Source organism: Cupriavidus sp. IK-TO18 (genome assembly GCF_015549295.1).
GTDB classification, from domain to species: Bacteria; Pseudomonadota; Gammaproteobacteria; order Burkholderiales; family Burkholderiaceae; genus Cupriavidus; species Cupriavidus oxalaticus_A.
In genome coordinates, this window is sequence record NZ_JADGMP010000003.1 from 16,095 (window position 1) to 35,963 (window position 19,869).

The window sequence follows — 19,869 nt, forward strand, 5'->3', positions numbered from 1 at the left end:
CGGTCCTGCCTTGCCCAGCTTGCTGCTTGCGCCTGATGCTTGCCTTTGACGCCAGCGGTGAAGTGATATGAAATCAGCGGTATGAATCAAGCGGTATGAATATTGCCGTTGCTCAGCAGCGTATTCAGGTCGAGCCCGACCACGCCCTGCAGCACCGCCACGTCCTGGAAGGCCGCGCCCGAACCACCGCCATCCCGGTCAAGGCTGACCACGGTATTGCCATCAATCTCGGCGAGCCGCACGAATTGCGCCGCGTTCGCGGTGGTGACACTGGCGCCGGACAGCAGGTCGGACAGGTCCAGCACATCGCCACCTGCCGCCGCGGGCGTGACATCGAAATCGGAGATCGTGTCGACCGAGGCCGCATCGGCGCGCAGGAAGCGGTAGGTATCGCTGCCGCCGCCGCCGCTCAGCTGGTCGGCCCCGGCCCCGCCCACGAGCAGGTCGTTGCCGCCGCCCCCTGCGAGCTGGTCGTTGCCCGCGCCCCCACGCAGCACGTCGTCGCCGCCCGAGCCGGTAATCGTATCGTTGAAGGCCGACCCGATCACCCCTTCCATGTTCCGGTAGCTGTCGATGCCCAGGCCGGACGCCGTCCCCAGATCGACGGTTGTCGTCGCGCTGCCTTGCGTCAGCGTGAAGACAACCGAGCTCATCGCATCGGCAAAGTCCAGCAGGTCGAGGCCTTCGCGGCCGTCGATGATGTCATTGCCGGCGCCAGCGCGAATGATGTCGTTGGCCAGGCTGCCCGTCAGGGTGTCGCCAAAGCGCGAGCCGATCACACCCTCCATATTCTGGTAGGTGTCGGTACCGAGTCCGGTCCCCGAGCCCGTGTTGAACTGGGTGGCGACGTTGCCCTGCGTCAGCGTGAACGTCAGCGACGCGCCTGCGTCGGAGAAATCCAGCAAGTCGATCCCTGCGCCACCGTCGATGGTGTCGTTGCCGGCGGCACCGCGCAGTACGTCGTCGCCGGCACCACCGTTGAGCGAGTCGGTACCCGATCCGCCAATGAAGACGTCGGCAATGCCGGCGCCGGTCAGCGTGTCGTTCTGGGAGCCGCCATCGAGATAGGAAGCCTGGTATTCCAGTCCCTCAAGGGACACCTTGGCACCGTTCTCGGTGAGCATGACATTGACCGAGACAGTTGCGGTACTGGTGCCGCCGGCGGCGTCCGAAACGGTATAGGTGAAGCTGCCGGAGGTCTTGTCGACGTCGAAGCGGATGTAGCTGCCGTTGGTATCCGCGACGAAAGCCAGGTTGCTGACGCCCCCGTTCGCGGAGCCCAGCCCCGTGACCGACAGCGCCATGCCATCGACATCGCCATCGTTGGCAAGCAGTGCGCTGACCGGAATCAGGATGGTGCTGCGGCTGTTGCCATTGCTGTCGTTGGAGACATAGACCAGGTCGGATGCCGCCACCGGTGCATCGTTGACAGCACTGAGCGTGATGGCAACGGCGCTGGTGTCGGCTGAGATGCCGTCGCTTGCCTGCATCTGCACCGACGCCGTGCCGGCATAGTCCTTGTCGCCGACGAACGTCATCCCGTCCAGCGCGGCATTGATCGCCGCGTCGGTGCCCGTAAACGTCATGGTGCCGTCCGCGGTGCCATCTCCCGCCAGGAACTGCAGGCCGGCAATGCCGTTCAGCGTGATCGTGCCGGCTGCCGCCGTCAGCGTCACGGTATGGCTTGCGTTGTCCACATCCGCGATGCTGAGCGCATTGCCCGTGGCCGAACTGAAAACCAGCGGTGTGTCTTCCCGGCCCGCCTGCACCGTTGGCACGGTGTTCACAACGGTATCGTTTTCACCGGTGATATTGACCGTGATGACCTGGCTGGCGCTGAGATCCGACGATTGCACGGTCAGCGTGTCGGTCACGTGCTGCCCCGCTGCCAGCGCGTCCGCCTTGCCCTGGTCAAGCGTGTAGGTCCACGCGCCCGTGTCGCTGTCGAAGGAAAAATTCCCGTACTGGCCGACCAGGCTGTCCGGCGCCACGGCGGCAAAGTGCGACTGCCCGGCATCGCCATCGCTAACGGTCAGCATGCCGCTTGCGAATGCGTCGCCCGTGGTGCCGTTGGCCACGCCACCCGCCTCGGTCACCGAGGTCTCGTCGCCGGCCGATGCGGTGATGATGGCCTGATCGTTGGTGCCGGTGATATTGACACTAATCGTTTGCCGGGCGGTCTGGTCCGCTGACACCACGGTCAGCGAATCGCTGGCCTGCTGGCCTGCGGTCAGCGATTCGGCCTTGATGTTGTCAAGCGTGTAGGTCCAGGCGCCGGTATTGCTGTCGAAGGTGAAGGTGCCATAGTTTCCGGAAAGGCTGTCCGTCGGCACAGCGGCGAAATGCGCTTCACCGGTATCGGCATCAGTGACCGTCAGCGTTCCGCCGGCCGAAGGATCACCGGCAATGGCGTTGGCCAGCCCTCCGGCCTCCGTCGCCAACGTATCTTCGCTGGTCGATGCCGTGATGGTGGCGTGGTCGTTGGCGCCGGTGATATTGACGGTGATGGTCCGCTGGGCGGTCTGGTCCAGTGACACCACTGTCAGCGAATCGGTGACCTGCTGGCCTGCGGTCAGCGATTCGGCTTTGCTGTCGTCAAGAGCGTAGGTCCAGGCGCCGGTGTTGCTGTCGAAGGTGAAGGTGCCATACTGCCCGACCAGGCTTTCCGCCTGCACGGCGGCGAATTTCGCTTCACCGGTATCGACATCGCTGACGGTGAGCCTCCCACTGGCCGAAGGATCACCCGCAACGGCATTGGCCACCCCGCCAGCCTCTGTCGCCAACGTATCTTCGCTGGCTGACGCATGGATGGTGGCCACATCGTTGGCACCGTCGACCCGGATGGTCAGCACCGACGATGCCGACGCCTGCCCATCGGTCACGCTGTAGCTGAAAGTCTCATCGACATGGTCGCCACGCCGCAGTGCCTGCACCTGCGCATTGCTGTTGTCCAGCGTGTAGCTGTAGCTGCCGTCGGCGTTGATCTGCAGCGTGCCGTACTGGCCGACATAGATGCCGGGACTGGCCACCGCCAGCACGTTGCCGGCGTCGATATCGCTGTCATTGGACAGCACATTGCCGGTAATCGGATTCGGATGATTGTCTTCGGCCATGCCATGGGTGTCGGCGGCGGCCGTGGGCGCATGATTGTCGTAGCCGGCAAAATCGCTCCTGGCGAGTTCATGCAGGCCGTTGAGCTGGATGACCATCTCCGCTGTGGCGGGATTGCCATCGACATCCACATAGACATAGGTATTGCCGCCCGATTGCCCGAACCAGGCGCCATGAGCCGTCGGCGTGCGGCCTCCCCATTCGAAGCCGGTCTGTCCCAGCACCGGCCGCAGGTCGAGACGGTCGGTGCCGCGCTGGAAGTCGGTGATGACATCCATGCCGCCCGCAGAAGAATCCATCACGGCGCTGTAGACGAACACATCGCGGCCTGCACCGCCACTCAGCAGATCGCCGCCACCGCCGCCGCCGATGGTGTCGTTGCCACCTTCGCCATAGACGGTGTCCTTGCCGTTGCCGCCGGCAATGATGTCGTCGCCGCCCACGACGGCGTTGTTGCCGTTGTCGCCGTAGATCAGGTCATCGCCATTGCCGCCAGCGATGCGGTCGTTTCCAGGCTGGGCCGACTCATGGCCGCGCCCAAGCTGGTAATCGGCGTAGCTGTCGAAGCCGTCGCCATAGATGGTATCGCCGCCGTTGTCGCCGGTGTAGAGCGCAGAGCTCGCATCGAGGCTGCCGATTACATCGTCGCCGCTGCCGCCATAGACCGCATCGGCCCCGTTGCCGCCCGCCAGGCTGTCGCTGCCGCGCCCGCCGAATACCCGGTCCTTGCCATTCGCACCCAGCAGGGTGTCGTCGCCGTCGCCGCCTTCGACGATATCGTCGCCGTTGCCCGCGTCGACGTAGTCATTGCCATCGCCGGCGCTGACATAGTCGTTGCCGTTGCCGCTCAGGATGGTGTCGCTGGAAGTGGTGCCGCTGATATTGTCGATGCCATTGCCGCCGGTCAGTGTTGCCATGGTTCCCCCGTCCTGAATGCCGGCCTGGTGGCCGTGCCTTGCTGGTTGTGATTGTGCGCGGGCTGCGCGCGTGCCTTTTTTGTTGCGCTTACCGTTCCCGGAACGCCAGCTCCCGGGTCTTGATGATGGGCTTGAGCAGGTAGTGGAGCACCGTCTTCTGGCCAGTCAGCACATCGACCGTGGCCACCATGCCGGGCAGGATGGGCACCTGCACGGCGCTGCCGCCGGGCCGGTTGTCGCGAGTGCGCACGCGTACCAGGTAGTAGCTCTCCGGCCGCTCGCCCGGGCGTTCCGGCGTCAGCGTATCGGCGCTGATATGTTCGACCGTGCCGGGAAAACCGCCATAGATCGAGAAGTCATAGGCCGACAGCTTGACCACCGCCGGCTGCCCCGGGCGCAGGAAGGCGATATCGGCCGGGCGCACGCGCGCTTCCACCAGCAGCGTGTCTTCCAGCGGCACGATTTCCACCAGGTCCATGCCGGGCTGCACCACCCCACCGACGGTATTGACCTTGAGTTGCTTGACGATGCCGGCGAGCGGCGCGCGCACCAGGGTGCGATCGACACGGTCCTGCAGCGCGGTGTTGGTGGCGCTCTGCGCCGCCTGCTCGGCCTTGGCCTGGTTCAGTTCGCGCATGGCCTCCGCGCGGAAATGCGTGGCCGTCTCGTCCAGCTTCTGCTGGCTCTCGCGCAAGGCCGCTTCCAGGCGTGGCATGGCCAGCCGCGTGGCGTCGAGCTCGCCCTTCAGGTCGTTGGTCTGCCGCTCCAGCCGCAGCACGTCGACGTCGGACACGACGCCCTGCGCCACCATTGGCCGCATCATCGCCAGCTCCTGCGCCACCAGGCGATGGCTCTGCCGCAGCTGCTGCTCGCGCGAGCGCTTCTCGGTCAGTTCCTGGCGGCGCTGCTCGGACTGCTGGCGCAACACTGACAGATTGGCTTCGAGCGCGCGCTTGCGTGATTCGAACAGCGCGTGTTCCTCGGCCAGGAACCGGCGGTTGTCTGCATCGCCGGCCGCGCTGGCGACGAACGCCGTGCCGGCAGACTCGGCACTCAGGCGCGCAATACGCGCCACCAGCGCATCGTCCCTGGTGCGGCCTTCCTGGTACGAGGCGGTAAAGCGGGTATCGTCGATACGCATCAGCGCCTGGTCCTTGTTCACGACCTGCCCCGGGCGCACCATGATCTCGGCGACGATGCCGCCTTCGAGGTTCTGCACCACCTGCACCTGGCTGGACGGGATCACCTTGCCCTCGCCCACCGTCACTTCATCCACGCGCGCCAGCGCGGCCCATGCCAGCGCCACCAACACGAACAGCAGCGTGCACAACAGGATCCAGTGCGTGAACCAGCGCGGCCCCGCCACCGCTGCGGCCTCGCGCTCGCCCATGAACACGGTGTCATCCGCGTGCGGCCGCAGCGCTGCGGCCAGGCGGCGCAGGCGATTCCGGGTCTCATGCAGACGCGACATGGAGCTTCCTTCCTGCAAGCGCGTTCAGCACATCGGCCTTCGGCCCGTCGGCGACAATGCGGCCCTGGTCCATTACGATCAGGCGGTCGACCAGGCTCAGCAGCGAGCCCCGGTGCGTCACCAGCAGCAGCGTGCGCCCACCCAGCGCCGCGGACAACCGCGACTTGAACTGCTCCTCGGTGCGGTTGTCCATCGCGCTGCTGGGTTCATCCAGCAGCAGCACCGGCGGTTGCAGCAAGTCGGCGCGGGCGATCGCGATCGCCTGGCGCTGCCCGCCCGACAGCCCTTCGCCGCGCTCGCCAAGCCGCAGGTCATAGCCATCCGGCAGGCGATCGATAAAGTCGCTGACGCCACCCAGCCGCGCCGCGCGCAGCACCGCCTCATCGTCGGCATACGGTGCGCCCATCACGATGTTCTCGCGCACGGTGCCGCTGAACAGCATCACCTCCTGCGGCACATAGCCGATATCGCGCCGCAGCGCCGCGGGGTCTAGCTGGCGCACATCCGCGCCATCGACCAGCACCGAGCCAGTCTCCGGTGCGTAAAGGCCCAGGATGAGCTTCTCGATGGTGGTCTTGCCCGAGCCGATGCGGCCGATCAGGCCAACGCGCTCGCCGCTGGCAATGCGGAAGGACACGTCGTCCAGGACGGCGCCGTCGCGGCCCGGATAGCGAAAGCTCACCTGCCGGAATTCGATCTCGCCCCGCAACGGCGGACGGTGCACGAAATGCCTGCCGGGCGGGCGCTCGACTGGCAATGCCATCATCCGGTCAATGCCGGCCAGCGCGGTGCGTGCCTGGTGGTAGCGCGTGGTCAGCCCTGCCATCTGCGACAGCGGCGCCAGCGCGCGCCCGGCCAGGATGGTGCAGGCAATCAGGCCGCCCATGGTGAGCCGGTCTTCGGCGATCAGGTAGACGCCGATAACCACCACCACCAGCGTGGCGGCCTGCTGTGCGAACAGCGACACGTTGATCACGCACGCTGACAGCAACCGTGCCCGCAAGCCCAGCCTTGCCATCTGCCCGACCACCTGTTCCCAGTTGCGCTGTGCGGCACCGTCGGCGCCGACCGTCTTGATGGTCTCGAGCCCGACCAGGGTTTCCACCAGCGCGGCTTGCCGCTGCGCCGCGCAGGCACTGCTGGCGCGCACCGCGCGCGACAGCGGTCCCTGCAATGCCAGGCTGACACCCAGCACCAGCGGCACCGTCAGCAGCGGCACCCAGGCAAGCGGGCCGCCGACCCAGAACATCGCGACGATGAAGACCGCGGCAAACGGCAGGTCGATCAGCGTGGTGATGGTGGCGGAGGTCAGGAAGTCGCGCACCGATTCGAACTCGTGCAGCTGGCTGCTAAGGCTGCCCGCCGACGCGGGCCGCGACTTCATCTCGATGCCCAGCACTTTGCCGAACACCGTTGCGGAGACGGTCACGTCGATGCGCCTGCCCGCCACGTCGACAAAATAGCCACGCAGCGTTCGCATCGCCAGCTCGAACAGCAGCACCAGGCCAACCCCGACAGCCAGCGCCCATAGTGTCTCCAGCGCATGGTTCGGCACCACGCGGTCGTAGACGTTCATGGTGAACAGCGGCATGGCCAGCGCGAACAGGCTCAGCAGCAGCGAGGCGACCATTACCTCGCCATAAACCGGCCAGGACTGGCGCATCACACCCCAGAACCATTCATGGGGCGCAGCCGGCGCGCCATCGTGCGCCGCCGCATCCGTGCGATGCGCGGGCCGGGCAAAGATGGCATGGCCGGAGTAGCGCGCCAGCAGTTCTTCTGCGGGCACAACCTGCTCGCCGTTCCCGCATTCGGGCAGCGCCAGCACCACGGTGCCCGCCTCGCCCCGGCGCAGCAGCACGCAGGCCTGTCCCTGGTCAAGCAGCAGGATCGCGGGCAAGACCAGGTCAGGAATCCCTTCCAGCTTGCGCCGCACCAGCCGCGCCGACATGCCGGCCCTGGCCGCCGCCCGCGCGAACAGCGCCGGGGTCAGGCGATGCGAGGCAAGCGGCAGGCCGGCAAGCAGCGCCTCTGCTGACGCCGGCTGGTGGAAGTGGCGGGCCAGCCAGAGCAGGCAATCCAGCAACGGATCGTCCGGACGCGCCTCGCGGCATGCCGGGTCCGGCAGGTTCCAGCCGGTATCCCCGGCCTCCCGGGCAGGGATGGCGGCAGCATGCATGGCCATTGCCCTCGCGCTTCAGCGTGCGCGCGCGCCACGCCGCCGCGGCGCGGCATGGCATGCCGCCAGCAGCCTGGCGCGGCCTGCCGCCGCCTCACGCCATGCACGCCGTGCACAAGGCGTGCGTCGATTGCATCCATCCATGTTTTCCCCGGTCCCATTTGTTATGACGTTTTTTGCAAGCGTATGCGGCGGAGGTCTGTGCGCCCATCCTGCAAATGGCGCAACCGGGCCATCGGAGACGCTCGAAGCAATCATCCGTATGGCGTTTCATACATGCAACATCCGGGAAAGAGCGCCAAGAATCAGGGACCGCGCGGGCCACCAAATATCAAGGCATGATGTATTCGCGCCACGCCCTACTTAAGTGGTGTATATCCCTCGGGCGGGCACATAAGACAATACAAAGACAATATAAGACAGTGATAGTGCGCCAGCCCGCTCTGGCAGGGTGCGCTTGTTTTTCTTGTCACAACTACGGCGGGGTCATCCAGATGCCTACGCGAATCTTTCGCGTTGTTCCGGCAGTTCAAGGCTGGGCCCTTGAAATTGAAGGTCTTGCGGAAAAGCCCCTGCTTTATACCTCTCTTGAAGCTGCGATAACCGCGGGATGGCACCGGGCGAAGCATGATAACGCCGAGCTTCACATCCACCGCCAGGATGGAACCGTCCGCCTGCTGACCGCTCTCGCAGCCGATTCAGGCGGCAACAAGGAGTGAAGGCTTTCTGGCAGGCTGCACCGCGGATAATCCGGCGTGTGACGCCATCTTCACCAGGTGTAGGACGCCGCCCGATAGCTACGCGATTGCCGCTGATCTATCACAAAGGCATGAGCACAGGCTTCCGCATGGAGATCATCATGCAACCCGGATTAGAGGCGCGATGCATAGAGCAGGATCTGCAAGACCTGGACGACACGGATCTGGCCATCCTGCGGGCCGAGAAACGTATCGCCGCGCAGGAGCTACGGATCGCTCAGTTGAACCGGGATGGTATCGATAGCGCCAGTGCGCAGGCAATGCTGACCAACATGCGTGAAGGTCTCAAGGAACTCATCATGCACCGTGCGCTAATCGTGCATGGCATCACCTATCGCGAACCCTAGGCAAACCCGGCACGGCCTATGGCACCTCCTCAACCGCAGCAGCGGAATCCGACGAAGAGGTCGCTGCGGTGCGGCAGGTAGAAGTTGCGGTAGCGGGGATGCTTCATGCGTGCATGGGTAGCGAACGATCCGCCGCGAACCGAGCGATGCGTGTGAAACCAGGGGGCGGAATATTCCTGGTACGGGTCGGGCGAGAATCCTGCGTAGGGTACGAACGGATCAGCCGTCCATTCCCACACGGCCCTCCCCCAGCGGATCAGGTCATGCGTTGCCGCATACTCCCATTCCGCTTCCGTGGGCAAGCGCTTGCCGGCCCAGCGGCAATAGGCTTCCGCCTCGTAGGCATTGATATGACACACGGGCTGTTCGGGCGGCAGCGGCACCCATTGCCCGAACCAGCGCAACGCCCATTGCCCGGGGGGGCCGCCGGCTGGCCGGCGCCAGCGACCCGGATGCGCCAGCCCGCCCTGCTGCAGCCATGCGCGTCCGTCGCCGGACCACCACTGCGGATCGCGGTAGCCGCCGGCGGCCACGAAGTCCGCAAACTCGGCATTGCTGACACAAGTGCGATCGATGCGGAAAGGGGCGAGGTGGACGGGGTGGGCCCACTTCTCGTTGTCGAAGACAAAGCCGTCGCCCCCTGCTGGCGCCCCCATCAGGAACGTGTCGCCGCCTGCGGCTGCCGAGCCGGCGCCTGGCGCAATGGAAGGCATGCCAAGCGGGGCATGCAGCGGATAATCGAGCGTCTGGCGCATATAGGTCAGCGCCTCCGCGTGCATGTCTTCGTGGAACAAGGCGAGCCGGAAAAAATAGAGCGCCTGGTCGGTATCATCCGCCACGGCGAGGCTGGCCCGGACACGCTCCAGCACCGCCGCCACGTAGCCGCGTACTTCCCGCAGCGGGGGCAAGGCGAGCTTCCAGCGATCCGTGTGAGGAACGAGCGAGGAATCGAAGAAGCGGTCGGCATTATCGAGCATCGACGGCAGGCTCGCGACCAGGCGGCCGCCCGCGCCCGGACGCGGATCCCGCAGCACCCAGTGCTCGGTGAACCACGCGACATGCGCGTATTCCCACAAGGGTGGATTGATCCCCGGGTCGTAGCGAACCTGCCACTGGGACGGCGACAGATCCTGCAGGATGGCCCAGGTGCGCCGATGCGCATCGGTAAAAGCCGCATCGAGCCCGAATTTGTTTATCCTTCTGGCTGCACCCCCTTCAGAGCCGATCGTCATGCGTCCTCCCAAGGCCACTGTCGCGATTATCAGCCCGGCACTCCGCAAAGCCAATAACGGCAACTGGCAGACCGCACATCGCTGGTCGCACTTCCTGCAGGCAGATTACGGTGTGACCGTGGCCGCGGAGTGGCCGCCGGGCCACTCAGGCGGTGCGGTCCCGGCGTGCCTGATCGCGCTGCACGCCCGGCGCTCGGCAGATTCCATCGCCAGGTTTGCCGAAGCCTGCCCCGGCCGTCCACTGGTGGTGGTGCTGACCGGGACGGACCTGTACCGCGATATCCGCAGCGACGCATCCGCCCGGCGCTCCCTGGAGCTTGCCACCCACCTGGTGGTGCTGCAGGACGAAGGGCCCGCCGAACTGGCCCCCGGGCATCGTGCCAAGTGCCGGGTCATCTACCAGTCCGCCCCGGCAATCGTGCCGGCAGCGACCAGCCACGATGCGTTTGACGTCGTCCTGGTGGGTCATATGCGGGCGGAAAAAGACCCGGCGACGCCCATGCTGGCCGTGATGCTGCTTGCTGAGGATTCGCGCGTGCGCCTGACCCATATCGGCGCCGCCCTGGACGAGAGCTACCGGGAGTCAGCCGAGGCGCTGCAAGCGCAGCGCTGGCCAGGGCTCCAGCGCTATGTCTGGCTGGCAAACCTGCCTCACACCGAGACGCGGCTGCGCATCGGCCAGGCGCAGGCGCTGGTCGTATCGAGCGTGATAGAAGGCGGCGCCAACGTGATCATCGAAGCCGTTACCAGTGGCGTACCGGTGCTCGCCAGCCGCATCCCCGGCAACATCGGCATGCTGGGCCGCGACTACGAGGGCTATTTCCCGCCGGGCAATGCCGCGCATCTGGCGGAGCTGCTGGAACGCGCCAGCCGCGACGCCGCCTTCCTGGCGCGCCTGCGGCAGCAATGCGCACAGCGGGCGCCGCTGTTCGCACCGGAGCGCGAACGCGCCGAAGTCATTGGGCTTGTCGCCGAAGCCCTGAAGCCGGATTAACCTAGCCGGATTGACCAGGAGAGGCCTTGCCCGGATTGCGGTAGCATAGGCGCCCCTTTGGATAGTCCATCACCATCACCGCCGTTCTTCGACCACGCCCGATCATGATCCCGACCATATTCCCGCGTATCGCGAAACGCCTTGCCGCGCTTGCCCTGTTTGGCCTTGCCGGCCTGTCCGGTGCCCAGGCGGCACAGACCGTGCTGAAGGTGTCGGCCATCCCCGACGAGGCACCGACCGAACTGCAGCGCAAGTTCGCGCCGCTCGGCAAATACCTGGAGAAGGAAACCGGCATGAAGGTGGAGTTCGTGCCAGTGACGGATTACGCCGCCGTGGTCGAGTCCCTGGCGACGGGCAAGCTCGACATGGCATGGCTGGGCGGTTTCACCTACGTGCAAAGCAAGATCGTGACGCAGGGCGCCACCATCCCCATCGTCCAGCGACAGGAAGATGCCGCGTTTACCAGCAAGTTCATCACGGCCGACAGCAGTATCAAGACCCTGGCCGACCTCAAGGGCAAGACCTTCGCCTTCGGCTCGCCGTCCTCGACTTCCGGACACCTGATGCCGCGCAGTTTCCTGCAGCAGGCCGGCATCGATCCGGACCGGGACTTCAAGACTGTCGCCTACTCGGGCGCCCATGATGCAACGGTCGCCTTCGTCCAGGCCGGCAAGGCCGACGCCGGCGTGCTCAACGCCTCGGTCTGGGACAAGCTGGTGGAGCAGCACAAGGTGGACCCCGGCAAGGTCCGGGTGTTTGCCGTCACGCCGCCCTACTTCGACTACAACTGGACCGTGCGCGGCGGGCTCGACCCGGCCTTGGCCAAGAAGCTGACCGAAGCGTTCCTGCGCCTTGACCCGGCCAATCCCGAGCACAGGGAGATCATGGCACTGCAAAGGACCGTCAAGTACATCCCCACCCGGCCGGAGAACTACGCCGGCATCGAGGCCGCGGCCCGCGCCGCGGGCCTGGTCAAGTGAGTTTCAGTCTCGACGCAGCCAGCGTCACCTACCCCAACGGGCAGCGCGCGCTGAGCCGGATCGCCTTGTCGGCGGGCAGCGGCGAGCGCATCGCCGTCATCGGTCCCTCGGGCGCCGGCAAGACCTCGCTGCTGCGCCTGCTGGCAACGTCGCTGCGGCCCGGCGAAGGCCGCGTCGAGATCCTGGGGCAAATTCCCTGGGCACTGAGCGCCGCGCGCCTGCGGCGCCTGCGCTGCCGCATCGGCATGGTGCACCAGGCACCGCCCATGCCTCCGCGCCAGCGCGTGATCACCGCCATCCTTGCCGGCCGCCTCGGTATCTGGCCCGGCTGGAAATCCATGCTCTCGCTGGTCTATCCGGCGGATATTGCCGGTGCCAGCGAACAGCTGGCGCGACTGGAGCTGGCCGACCGCCTGTTCGATCGCTGCGACCAGTTGTCGGGCGGCCAGTTGCAGCGTGTCGGGGTGGCCCGCGTGCTCTACCAGCGCCCGGAACTGATCCTGGCCGACGAGCCGGTCTCGGCGATGGATCCCGTGCTTGCCAACCTGACCCTGGGCGAGTTGCGCAAGGAAGCCGATACGCGTGCGGTGACGCTGGTCGCCAGCCTGCACGCGGTAGATCTGGCGCTGCGCTGGTTTCCCCGCATCATCGGCCTGAAGTCGGGCGAGATCGCCTTCGACCTGCCGGCCGGGCACGTCACTGACGCCCTGCTGCGCGAACTCTACGCCTCCGAGAGCGAATCGCCACCCGTGCAGGGCAGCCGGTCCGTGGCCATCGCCGCCACTGCCGGCAGCGTTGACCCACGCAGGGCGGCATGCCGATGACCACGCATCCACGCGACCCGCAGGCGCTGCGGCGGGCCAGCGGCCTGCTGCTGGCGCTGCTGCTGCTCTGGCCCCTGCTGCGGCTGTCCCGGTTCAGCCCGTCGGCGCTGTTCGACGCGGCAAACCTCAAGGTGATGGGCGGCTTCCTGCGCAACTTCCTGCCCCCCGAGGTCTCGGTCGAATTTCTTGGCTACGTGGCCAAGGCAACGCTGGAAACGCTGGCTATCGCGACCGCAGGCGTCGCGCTGGCCTTTGTCATTGCTGCGCCGCTGGCTGTGGCAATGTCCAGGAGCCTTTCCATCTCGCGTATCGGCCCGGGCCCGGGAAAGCGGGTGCGGGCAGCGTCGCGCACCGCCGTGCGGGCGCTGGTGCTGCTGCTGCGTGGCGTACCGGAGCTGGTCTGGGCGCTGGTCTTCGTGCGCGCCCTGGGCCTTGGCGCGGCGGCGGGCGTGCTGGCGCTGGCGGTCACCTATGGCGGCATGCTGGCGAAGGTCTACGCGGAAATCCTCGAATCGAGCGACCAGCGCGCGGCGCAGGCCCTGCTCACCGGCGGCAGCGGGCGCCTGGCGGCGCTGTCCTACGGATTGCTGCCGAATGCCGCGCAGGAGCTGGTCTCGTACACGGTGTATCGCTGGGAATGCGCCATCCGGGCGTCGGTGGTGATGGGCTTCGTCGGCGCCGGCGGGCTTGGCCAGCTGATGGACCAGGCCATGAAGCTGCTCAATGGCGGCGAAGCCGCGACCATCCTGCTTGTATTCCTGCTGCTGGTCCTGCTGGCCGACGCGCTCAGCGCCCGGCTGCGCAAGATGCTGGAATGAACCATGGCGACGAACACGCCCACGGCCGCCCAACTCTGCCTGAAGTGCCTGCTTACGCTGCTCGCCGTGGCCATAGCGGTTGCGGCAAGTTTCGCCTGGCTCTCGCTTGACCTGGGCCAGCTCATTTCCCGGGACGCTGCAGCCGGGATGCTGCGCTTCCTGCTGACGTTCTTCCCGCCGGAGCTGTCGCCGGCGTTTCTTGCCAGAACCGGTGTCAGCATGCTCGAAACGCTCGCGATTTCCGCCGTGGGCACGCTGTGTGCGGCGGTGCTGGGTTTTGGCCTGGCACTACCGGCTTCCGGGCTCTACGGCGATGCGCTGCGCACCTTGTCACGCTTGCTGCTGAACCTGCTGCGCTCGATTCCCGAGCTGGTATGGGCTGGCCTGACCGTGCTCGCGGTCGGCCTTGGACCGTTTGCCGGCACCCTTGCCCTGGCACTGCACACGGCGGGCGTGCTCGGCCGCCTCTTCGCCGAGGCGCTGGAGAATGCGCCGCGCACACCCGCCCGCGCGCTGGCGGAAAAAGGCGCCCCCGCCGCACTGGTCTTCATGTATGGGACGCTGCCCTGCGTATGGCCCCAGTTCCTGTCCTACACCCTGTACCGCTGGGAAACCAATATCCGCGCGGCGGCGATCCTTGGCTTTGTCGGCGCCGGCGGGCTTGGGCAGATGCTGTATTTCGAGCTGTCCCTGTTCCATATGCCCCAGGCTTGCACGGTGATCATCGCCATGCTTGTCCTGGCGGCCGTGGTCGACACGGCCAGCGCGATCATGAGGGTTGACCGGCCATCCTGAAATTACGAGGTTACGGGGCAATCCCTTCTAGCGCGACAATCCTTGTCGTCGCACATTTTTGACGGATCGCCTTAAGACGAGCGTACTCTGGTGACTCATACCAGGCCATCAAGGAGTCCATGCTCGGGAACTCGACGATGACGAGACGATGTGGCTGCCAGTCGCCTTCGAGAACTTTGGTCAGACCACCACGGCCCAAATATTTTCCGCCGTAGCGGAACTCAGTGGCAGGTACTTCTCGCTTGTACTCGTCGAAAATGGCAGGGTCCGTTACATCGACATCAGCAATCAGGTATGCAGCCATGGCGCGATCCTTTCCTGCGGCAATCCCACCGCCCACTGTTGTTGCTTGATTGTAGGCGCTGCCGCCGGTCGAGCCTGGCCGTACTACAAGTAAAAACTTGCCGTTTGCGTATGGAGCCATGCGCTTCCGCGGACGGTGAGGTGCGGCGTTATGCGCTTCGCCACATCAATTGCGAAGCTGGCGCGCGCGGCGGACTGACGCGGTACGCAGGCAGTAATATGAGCATTCCGCCCCTCAATTGGAAATACCGCGATGCAAGTACTGGTTGACGCAGACGCCTGCCCGGTTGTCGTCAAGGAAATGTTGTATCGGGCCGCGCAGCGTGTCGGAGTGTGCGTCACGCTGGTGGCGAACAAGTATATGCGCACGCCGCCTTCCCGCTTTATCAAGGCACTGCAAGTGCCGGCGGGCTTCGACGCCGCCGATGACCGTATCGTCGAATTGGTCAGCAACGGTGACCTCGTGATTACGGCGGACATACCCCTTGCCGCCGCTGCCCTCGGCAAGGGCGCTTTCGTGCTCGACCCACGAGGAATCTGGTTTAGCCGAGAGAATATCCAGGAGCGCCTGACGATGCGCGAGGTGATGGACCAGCTCCGCGGCTCGGGCGTCGATACCGGCGGTCCGGCACCGTACGCCTCACAGGATAGCAAGGCGTTCGCTGGCCAATTGGACCGATTCCTGGCACGCCATGCGCCGCCAGGTGCGGTCGCCTGAAGCGTGCTACCCACAGCAACGCAATAGTGGACCGGCTCTGATAAACGTGGCTCCCGCCAGTCGCTTGCCGGCCATCTACGGGCGTTGGCTTATGCCGTGACGCCGACGTTCAAGCGTCAGTTCCACCCAGCTATCGGACGCCGGTGCGGAAGCGCACATATTGTGGCGAAACTTTTCCATACCGTCTTCAACGTTGAAAGCGCGCATCGCGGCAATGCACCGGAGACGATTTTGGCATCACTACTTTATGGTGCCGGTTGGGCCGGCGGGCTGGTGTTGGCGGTCGCAATATTCACAAGTATCCTGATCGCCCTGGAGCTCGGCCGGCTGGTGTGGCAATGGCAGGTTGCCTCCGGTCGCGAACCGGAGACAACGGGCGTCAGCGCGGTCGCAAGCGCGATATTCGCACTGCTTGGGCTATTGATCGCCTTCACCTTTTCCGGCGCGGCAAGCCGCTTTGATATGCGGCGTACGCTGATCGTCCAGGAAGCCAACGATATCGGCACTGCTTACCTGCGTCTGGATCTGCTGCCGCAACCAGCACGTGGTGAGTTGCAGGAGATACTCCGGCAATATCTCGATACCCGGCTTGGCGCCTATCGAGCCGTCCCTGACCGCAAACGCGTCGAGGCTTTCTTGGTACGTTCGGACGTACTGCGTGAACACCTCTGGACAAGATCCGTAACGGAGTCCCAGCGATCCGCTAGTACGGCGGCCACCATGCTTCTGTTACCAGCGCTCAATGCAGCATTCGACACGGCATCGACCCGACTCGCCGCAACAAAGGAACATCCGCCCGGCGTCATCTTCGGCATGCTTTTCGCGCTTTGCTGGGTTGGGGCATTGTTTGCGGGCTATGGCATGGCCAGCCGCAGTCCTCGAAACTGGTTGCATGCGCTTTTCTTCGTGGCCTCGCTGACGGTGACACTCTATGTCATCGTCGACTTGGAGTTTCCGCGGTTAGGCCTGATCCGCGTTGACGCTTTCGATGAGGTGTTGCAGGAAGTCCGCAATGGAATGCGATGAACCAACAGGTGCAGCAGCGCGCCAGCGGCAAGAGACAGGTTGAGTGACGTCTGGATGCGCTCGAGAGTCCTGAGCTGACGGTACACCAAGTTAACGAGCGGAGTAAAGCAATCCACCCAGCCCCCCCGACTCCGCCGACCACGACAAATGCCAGTGGCGACGATGCGGCTTGTCAGGGCCACCCAATCGCGGCTATCGCTGTCCGGACGACGTCATCAGCCGCACTGTGCGCTGGGCAGATCCCAGAAAGTATGTGCGGAATTGAGCAGTGGCCGCTGTACTCTGAAAGTGGCCGTCGCGGCGTCTTGTGCTCGAAGGGCAGCAGTGGGTCGGGAAGCGCCTGCTGGCAAGTGGCTGGCAGAGGTCGCTTGCCGATCTCTATCTGGCCGCAGGCAGAAACGGAATCCCATTGGTGGCGCCTCCATTGATTTAAGGCGTGGCGACATCGCTGCCCCGTGAGCACTCGAGAAGGCGGTCAAGGTCATTCGCGCACCATCTGCGGACGACCGCAGTTCGGCCGACGCGGCCGTCCAAGGTCTGGGAGGTGTTTTTCATACGCTCCTGGCCACTTGGTATCCTTGTTGCTGCCAATACCCCGCCCTCGCTCAGCGGCTGCCCTCGAATTCTGCCACGATGGCCTCGATCATCGCCCGCACCCGGGCGGTGTGGCGCAGGTCCTGATGGGTGACCAACCATACCTCGTAGGGCTGCGCGCGCTCGCGTTTGGGCCAGATCCGCACCAACCCGTCGCGCTCGGCCAGGTGCACTGGCACTTCGCCGATGGCAATGCCGGCCTGGATCGTCGCGCGCAGCATCAGGCTGGAGTTGACCGCCGACACGAGCCGGCCCGCGTGGGTCGGCTCGCCCACCAGCGTCGGAAGGCGGCTGCCGCTGGTATGGGGCTGGTAGATGACGAGGTCGTGCCCGGCGAAGCCGGTGCCGACGGCCGGCTCGCCGTGCCGCTTCAGGTATGCCCTCGATGCGTAGAGTCCCACCGCCCAGCGGGCCAGCAGGCGGGCCGCCAGGTCGGGGTTCTCGGGCTTGATCGTGCGCACCGCGATATCCGCCTCGCGTCGTGCCAGGTTCATCATCTGGGTGGACGTGTTGAGCTGCACGCGCACGTCCGGGTGCTCGGCGTGCAGCCGCTCGATGGCCGGGATCAGGAACCCCAGCGCCAGCGTGTCGGTGGTGGTCACTCGCACCTCGCCTTCCAACCGGGTATCGACGCCTTGTGCCTGCCGGGCCAGCTCGTGGGCCGACTGCTCCATCTTCTCGGCGGACCTGAGCGCGTTCTCGCCCGCGTTGGTCAGCACGTATCCATCGGAGGTGCGCAGGAACAGCGTGGCGCTCAGCGCGTGTTCTAGCGCGGCGATACGCCGGCCCACGGTGGCCTGGTCCATGTTGACTACCTTGGCCGCGCGCCGCAGAGTGCCCTCGCGCTGCACGGCCAGGAATACACGGGTGTCGTCCCAGTTCATATCGGATCCTTCCGAGGAGGCGGATGAGGTGATGCAAAAATGCATTGCTGACCTGGAATATATCAGCATGACTGCATCGCCGCGCCGACCTACATTGAGGCCCTGGCACAGAAACCGGGCCGCGTATGGCTGATCTGCCCATCGGCCTCCGGCCCATCCACTAAGGACATTCCCATGAAAGCCATCGACTTCCAGGACTTCGGCGACGCCGACGTCCTGCAACTGCAAGATCTGCCCGTGCCCGAACTGCGCCCGCAGGACCTGCTGGTGCGCACTCACGCCGCCGGCGTGAACCGCGCCGACATCATCCACCGCCGCGGCGGCTATGGCCGCGCCAGCTTTGGCGATTCCACGGTGATGGGCCTGGAAATCGCCGGCGAGGTGATCGCAGCCGGCGCCGAGGTGGCTGGCTTTGCGACTGGCGACCGCGTAATGGGCATAGTGGGCGGCGGCGGCTATGCCGAGGTGGCGCGCATCGACTACCGGCAGGCCATGCACATCCCCGACCGGCTTGACTACGTGCATGCCGCCGCGATTCCCGAGGTGTTCGTCACGGCGCACGAGGCGCTGCTGCACCTGGGTCGTCTGCAGGCTGGCGACAAGGTGCTGATCCACGCGGGCGCCAGCGGCGTGGGTTCGGCCGCCGTGCAATTGGCGCATGCCACTGGCGCGCGGGTCTTCGCCACGGCCAATGGCGGCAAGCTGGCGCGCGTTCGCGGCTTCGGCGCGGACGTGCTGATCGACTACAAGGCCGAGGACTTCGGCGAGGTGGTGAGGCGCGAAACCGATGGCAACGGCCTAGACGTGATCGTTGATTTCATCGGCGGTTCCTACCTGGAGCGAAACGTTCTTTCGCTGGCCAATGGCGGCCGGCTGGTGCAGGTCGGCCTGCTTGGCGGCGCAGAGGGTGCGAATCTACCGCTGGAGCGGCTGCTTTACCGCCATCTGCAGATCATCGGCACGGTGATGAAATCGCGTACGCCGGAGGTCAAGCGGCAGATGGTAGCGCGCTTCTCGCAGCGCTGGCTACCGGGCTTTACTGAGAGCGGACTGGTGCCGGTGGTAGACAGCGTGTACCCGCTGGCCCGGGCCGCCGATGCGCACCGGCGCATGGAGTCGAACCAAAACGTGGGCAAGATAATTCTGTCGACCGGGGCATAGCGGGATCACTACGTTGCCGGCAGGCGGAAAACGACGGTGGATTCAATCCGCCCTGACCTCGCTCAGGCCGCCTGCCAGTTGGCGCTTGCCAACCCGCTCAAGCGTGGTTTCCCTGGCCTGCCCCGCCCGCAGTCGACGCGAGCGCGTGCCTATCATGCAAGCCATCGTTGCTACCAAGCTGGTCGAGCGGCAGTAGTGGGGGAGGAAGGCAATCAGGTAGCGGAGGGCCGAGGTCCCTTCCCGGCCATAAGCGGCCTTTGACCTCGACGAAGCGAAGGACCGTTCTAAATCCACTTGCAGCCATTTGCCCAGGTAGCGTTTCGGGAAACCCCTACGTTGTCGATGGCCTTCAACTGAGCCTTGGTCGACCGCGGGCGTCGCGCCAGTCCCCACACTTTGCACGCCTCACGCCTTTCATGACGGCGGCCATGGGCCGGCGGCGCACAGCACCTTCCACGACCCAGGTGCACACGGCCCGGTGGGGACATTCAACTACCCGATCTGCGACCAGCCCGGAAAAGCCGGTGGGTGCGGGCCCATCCCGATCCGACCAAGACCCGTCTGGCGGTCATGGCCCTCTGCTACGAATCGAGGCGGGATGTTGCCACAGCATACGCCGCGGTATCCGCACCTCCGTTTTGCCCGAGTTGAAGCCATATACCTAGACAACGCCTTCTTGTCCGCGGAGAACCAAGCACGGCCGAGCTCTCGTCACGATTACACGGACGGCAAACTCGACGATTCTCCAAGAATCCCG

At 65.4% G+C, this 19,869-nt stretch carries 16 protein-coding genes; 10 read left to right on the forward strand and 6 right to left on the reverse strand.

The features are described 5' to 3' along the window. Nucleotides 1–86: 86 nt before the first annotated feature. The 3 genes from IPF36_RS02245 to IPF36_RS02255 all read right to left on the reverse strand — a co-directional run bounded on the left by IPF36_RS02245 (nt 87) and on the right by IPF36_RS02255 (nt 7,678). Nucleotides 87–4,028, reverse strand: coding sequence for an S-layer family protein (locus IPF36_RS02245; RefSeq protein WP_195427217.1), 3,942 nt, complete (start codon nt 4,026–4,028; stop codon nt 87–89). Nucleotides 4,029–4,116: 88 nt separating this feature from the next. Then, complete coding sequence (locus IPF36_RS02250) at nt 4,117–5,499, reverse strand: HlyD family type I secretion periplasmic adaptor subunit (protein ID WP_135702758.1); 1,383 nt, start codon at nt 5,497–5,499, stop codon at nt 4,117–4,119. Continuing rightward, nucleotides 5,483–7,678 carry a type I secretion system permease/ATPase gene (locus IPF36_RS02255; RefSeq protein ID WP_195427218.1) on the reverse strand — a complete coding sequence of 732 codons (2,196 nt, stop codon included), beginning with the start codon at nt 7,676–7,678 and terminating at the stop codon, nt 5,483–5,485. The genes IPF36_RS02250 and IPF36_RS02255 overlap by 17 nt, the downstream gene beginning before the upstream one ends. A gap of 494 nt (nt 7,679–8,172) precedes the next feature. Here IPF36_RS02255 and IPF36_RS02260 point away from each other — a divergent pair, with 494 nt between their 5' ends. Then, complete coding sequence (locus IPF36_RS02260) at nt 8,173–8,397, forward strand: DUF2188 domain-containing protein (RefSeq protein WP_135702760.1); 225 nt, start codon at nt 8,173–8,175, stop codon at nt 8,395–8,397. 86 nt (nt 8,398–8,483) lie between these two features. After that, complete coding sequence (locus IPF36_RS02265) at nt 8,484–8,783, forward strand: hypothetical protein (RefSeq protein WP_255519655.1); 300 nt, start codon at nt 8,484–8,486, stop codon at nt 8,781–8,783. Between the two features lie 29 nt (nt 8,784–8,812). Here the strand turns inward: IPF36_RS02265 and senA are convergent, their stop codons facing one another. Continuing rightward, nucleotides 8,813–10,015, reverse strand: a complete 1,203-nt coding sequence (gene senA, locus IPF36_RS02270; protein ID WP_195427219.1) for a selenoneine synthase SenA — start codon at nt 10,013–10,015, stop codon at nt 8,813–8,815. Between senA and senB the strand changes: the two genes are divergently transcribed. The 5 genes from senB to phnE all read left to right on the forward strand — a co-directional run bounded on the left by senB (nt 10,014) and on the right by phnE (nt 14,426). Next, entirely contained in the window at nt 10,014–11,009 is a 996-nt protein-coding gene (gene senB / locus IPF36_RS02275; RefSeq protein ID WP_195427220.1) for a selenoneine biosynthesis selenosugar synthase SenB, read from the forward strand. The two genes, senA and senB, sit on opposite strands and share 2 nt — an antisense overlap. Before the next feature lie 104 nt (nt 11,010–11,113). Continuing rightward, complete coding sequence (locus IPF36_RS02280; protein WP_195427221.1) at nt 11,114–11,989, forward strand: putative selenate ABC transporter substrate-binding protein; 876 nt, start codon at nt 11,114–11,116, stop codon at nt 11,987–11,989. Beyond that, nucleotides 11,986–12,813 carry a phosphonate ABC transporter ATP-binding protein gene (locus IPF36_RS02285; RefSeq protein ID WP_133094584.1) on the forward strand — a complete coding sequence of 276 codons (828 nt, stop codon included), beginning with the start codon at nt 11,986–11,988 and terminating at the stop codon, nt 12,811–12,813. The genes IPF36_RS02280 and IPF36_RS02285 overlap by 4 nt, the downstream gene beginning before the upstream one ends. Next, complete coding sequence (locus IPF36_RS02290) at nt 12,810–13,631, forward strand: ABC transporter permease (RefSeq protein WP_195427222.1); 822 nt, start codon at nt 12,810–12,812, stop codon at nt 13,629–13,631. The genes IPF36_RS02285 and IPF36_RS02290 overlap by 4 nt, the downstream gene beginning before the upstream one ends. A 3-nt stretch (nt 13,632–13,634) precedes the next feature. After that, nucleotides 13,635–14,426 carry a phosphonate ABC transporter, permease protein PhnE gene (phnE, locus tag IPF36_RS02295; RefSeq protein ID WP_135702765.1) on the forward strand — a complete coding sequence of 264 codons (792 nt, stop codon included), beginning with the start codon at nt 13,635–13,637 and terminating at the stop codon, nt 14,424–14,426. 10 nt (nt 14,427–14,436) lie between these two features. Here phnE and IPF36_RS02300 read toward each other — a convergent pair whose 3' ends face one another. After that, nucleotides 14,437–14,850, reverse strand: coding sequence for a DUF1330 domain-containing protein (locus IPF36_RS02300; RefSeq protein ID WP_240745801.1), 414 nt, complete (start codon nt 14,848–14,850; stop codon nt 14,437–14,439). Nucleotides 14,851–14,982: 132 nt separating this feature from the next. On the opposite strand from IPF36_RS02300, the gene IPF36_RS02305 reads away from it, so the two are divergent. Both IPF36_RS02305 and IPF36_RS02310 read left to right on the forward strand, forming a co-directional pair. After that, nucleotides 14,983–15,447 carry a YaiI/YqxD family protein gene (locus IPF36_RS02305; RefSeq protein ID WP_135702766.1) on the forward strand — a complete coding sequence of 155 codons (465 nt, stop codon included), beginning with the start codon at nt 14,983–14,985 and terminating at the stop codon, nt 15,445–15,447. Nucleotides 15,448–15,543: 96 nt separating this feature from the next. Next, on the forward strand, nt 15,544–16,473 hold the full coding sequence (locus tag IPF36_RS02310; RefSeq protein WP_368671100.1) for a DUF4239 domain-containing protein: 930 nt from the start codon (nt 15,544–15,546) through the stop codon (nt 16,471–16,473). Nucleotides 16,474–17,078: 605 nt separating this feature from the next. Here IPF36_RS02310 and IPF36_RS02315 read toward each other — a convergent pair. After that, complete coding sequence (locus tag IPF36_RS02315; RefSeq protein WP_135702767.1) at nt 17,079–17,951, reverse strand: LysR family transcriptional regulator; 873 nt, start codon at nt 17,949–17,951, stop codon at nt 17,079–17,081. Between the two features lie 174 nt (nt 17,952–18,125). Here IPF36_RS02315 and IPF36_RS02320 point away from each other — a divergent pair, with 174 nt between their 5' ends. Further along, on the forward strand, nt 18,126–19,112 hold the full coding sequence (locus IPF36_RS02320) for an NAD(P)H-quinone oxidoreductase (protein ID WP_195427223.1): 987 nt from the start codon (nt 18,126–18,128) through the stop codon (nt 19,110–19,112). Nucleotides 19,113–19,869 lie beyond the last annotated feature (757 nt).

What these genes read in the sequence shown, in the direction of transcription:
- IPF36_RS02315 (WP_135702767.1), bottom strand. Translation starts at nt 17,951, where the DNA reads ATGAACTGGGACGACACCCGTGTATTCCTGGCCGTGCAGCGCGAGGGC.
- senA (WP_195427219.1), bottom strand. Translation starts at nt 10,015, where the DNA reads ATGACGATCGGCTCTGAAGGGGGTGCAGCCAGAAGGATAAACAAATTC.
- IPF36_RS02305 (WP_135702766.1), top strand. Translation starts at nt 14,983, where the DNA reads ATGCAAGTACTGGTTGACGCAGACGCCTGCCCGGTTGTCGTCAAGGAA.
- IPF36_RS02290 (WP_195427222.1), top strand. Translation starts at nt 12,810, where the DNA reads ATGACCACGCATCCACGCGACCCGCAGGCGCTGCGGCGGGCCAGCGGC.
- IPF36_RS02320 (WP_195427223.1), top strand. Translation starts at nt 18,126, where the DNA reads ATGAAAGCCATCGACTTCCAGGACTTCGGCGACGCCGACGTCCTGCAA.
- IPF36_RS02250 (WP_135702758.1), bottom strand. Translation starts at nt 5,499, where the DNA reads ATGTCGCGTCTGCATGAGACCCGGAATCGCCTGCGCCGCCTGGCCGCA.
- IPF36_RS02255 (WP_195427218.1), bottom strand. Translation starts at nt 7,678, where the DNA reads ATGCATGCTGCCGCCATCCCTGCCCGGGAGGCCGGGGATACCGGCTGG.
- phnE (WP_135702765.1), top strand. Translation starts at nt 13,635, where the DNA reads ATGGCGACGAACACGCCCACGGCCGCCCAACTCTGCCTGAAGTGCCTG.
- senB (WP_195427220.1), top strand. Translation starts at nt 10,014, where the DNA reads ATGCGTCCTCCCAAGGCCACTGTCGCGATTATCAGCCCGGCACTCCGC.
- IPF36_RS02260 (WP_135702760.1), top strand. Translation starts at nt 8,173, where the DNA reads ATGCCTACGCGAATCTTTCGCGTTGTTCCGGCAGTTCAAGGCTGGGCC.
- IPF36_RS02280 (WP_195427221.1), top strand. Translation starts at nt 11,114, where the DNA reads ATGATCCCGACCATATTCCCGCGTATCGCGAAACGCCTTGCCGCGCTT.
- IPF36_RS02300 (WP_240745801.1), bottom strand. Translation starts at nt 14,850, where the DNA reads ATGGCTCCATACGCAAACGGCAAGTTTTTACTTGTAGTACGGCCAGGC.
- IPF36_RS02245 (WP_195427217.1), bottom strand. Translation starts at nt 4,028, where the DNA reads ATGGCAACACTGACCGGCGGCAATGGCATCGACAATATCAGCGGCACC.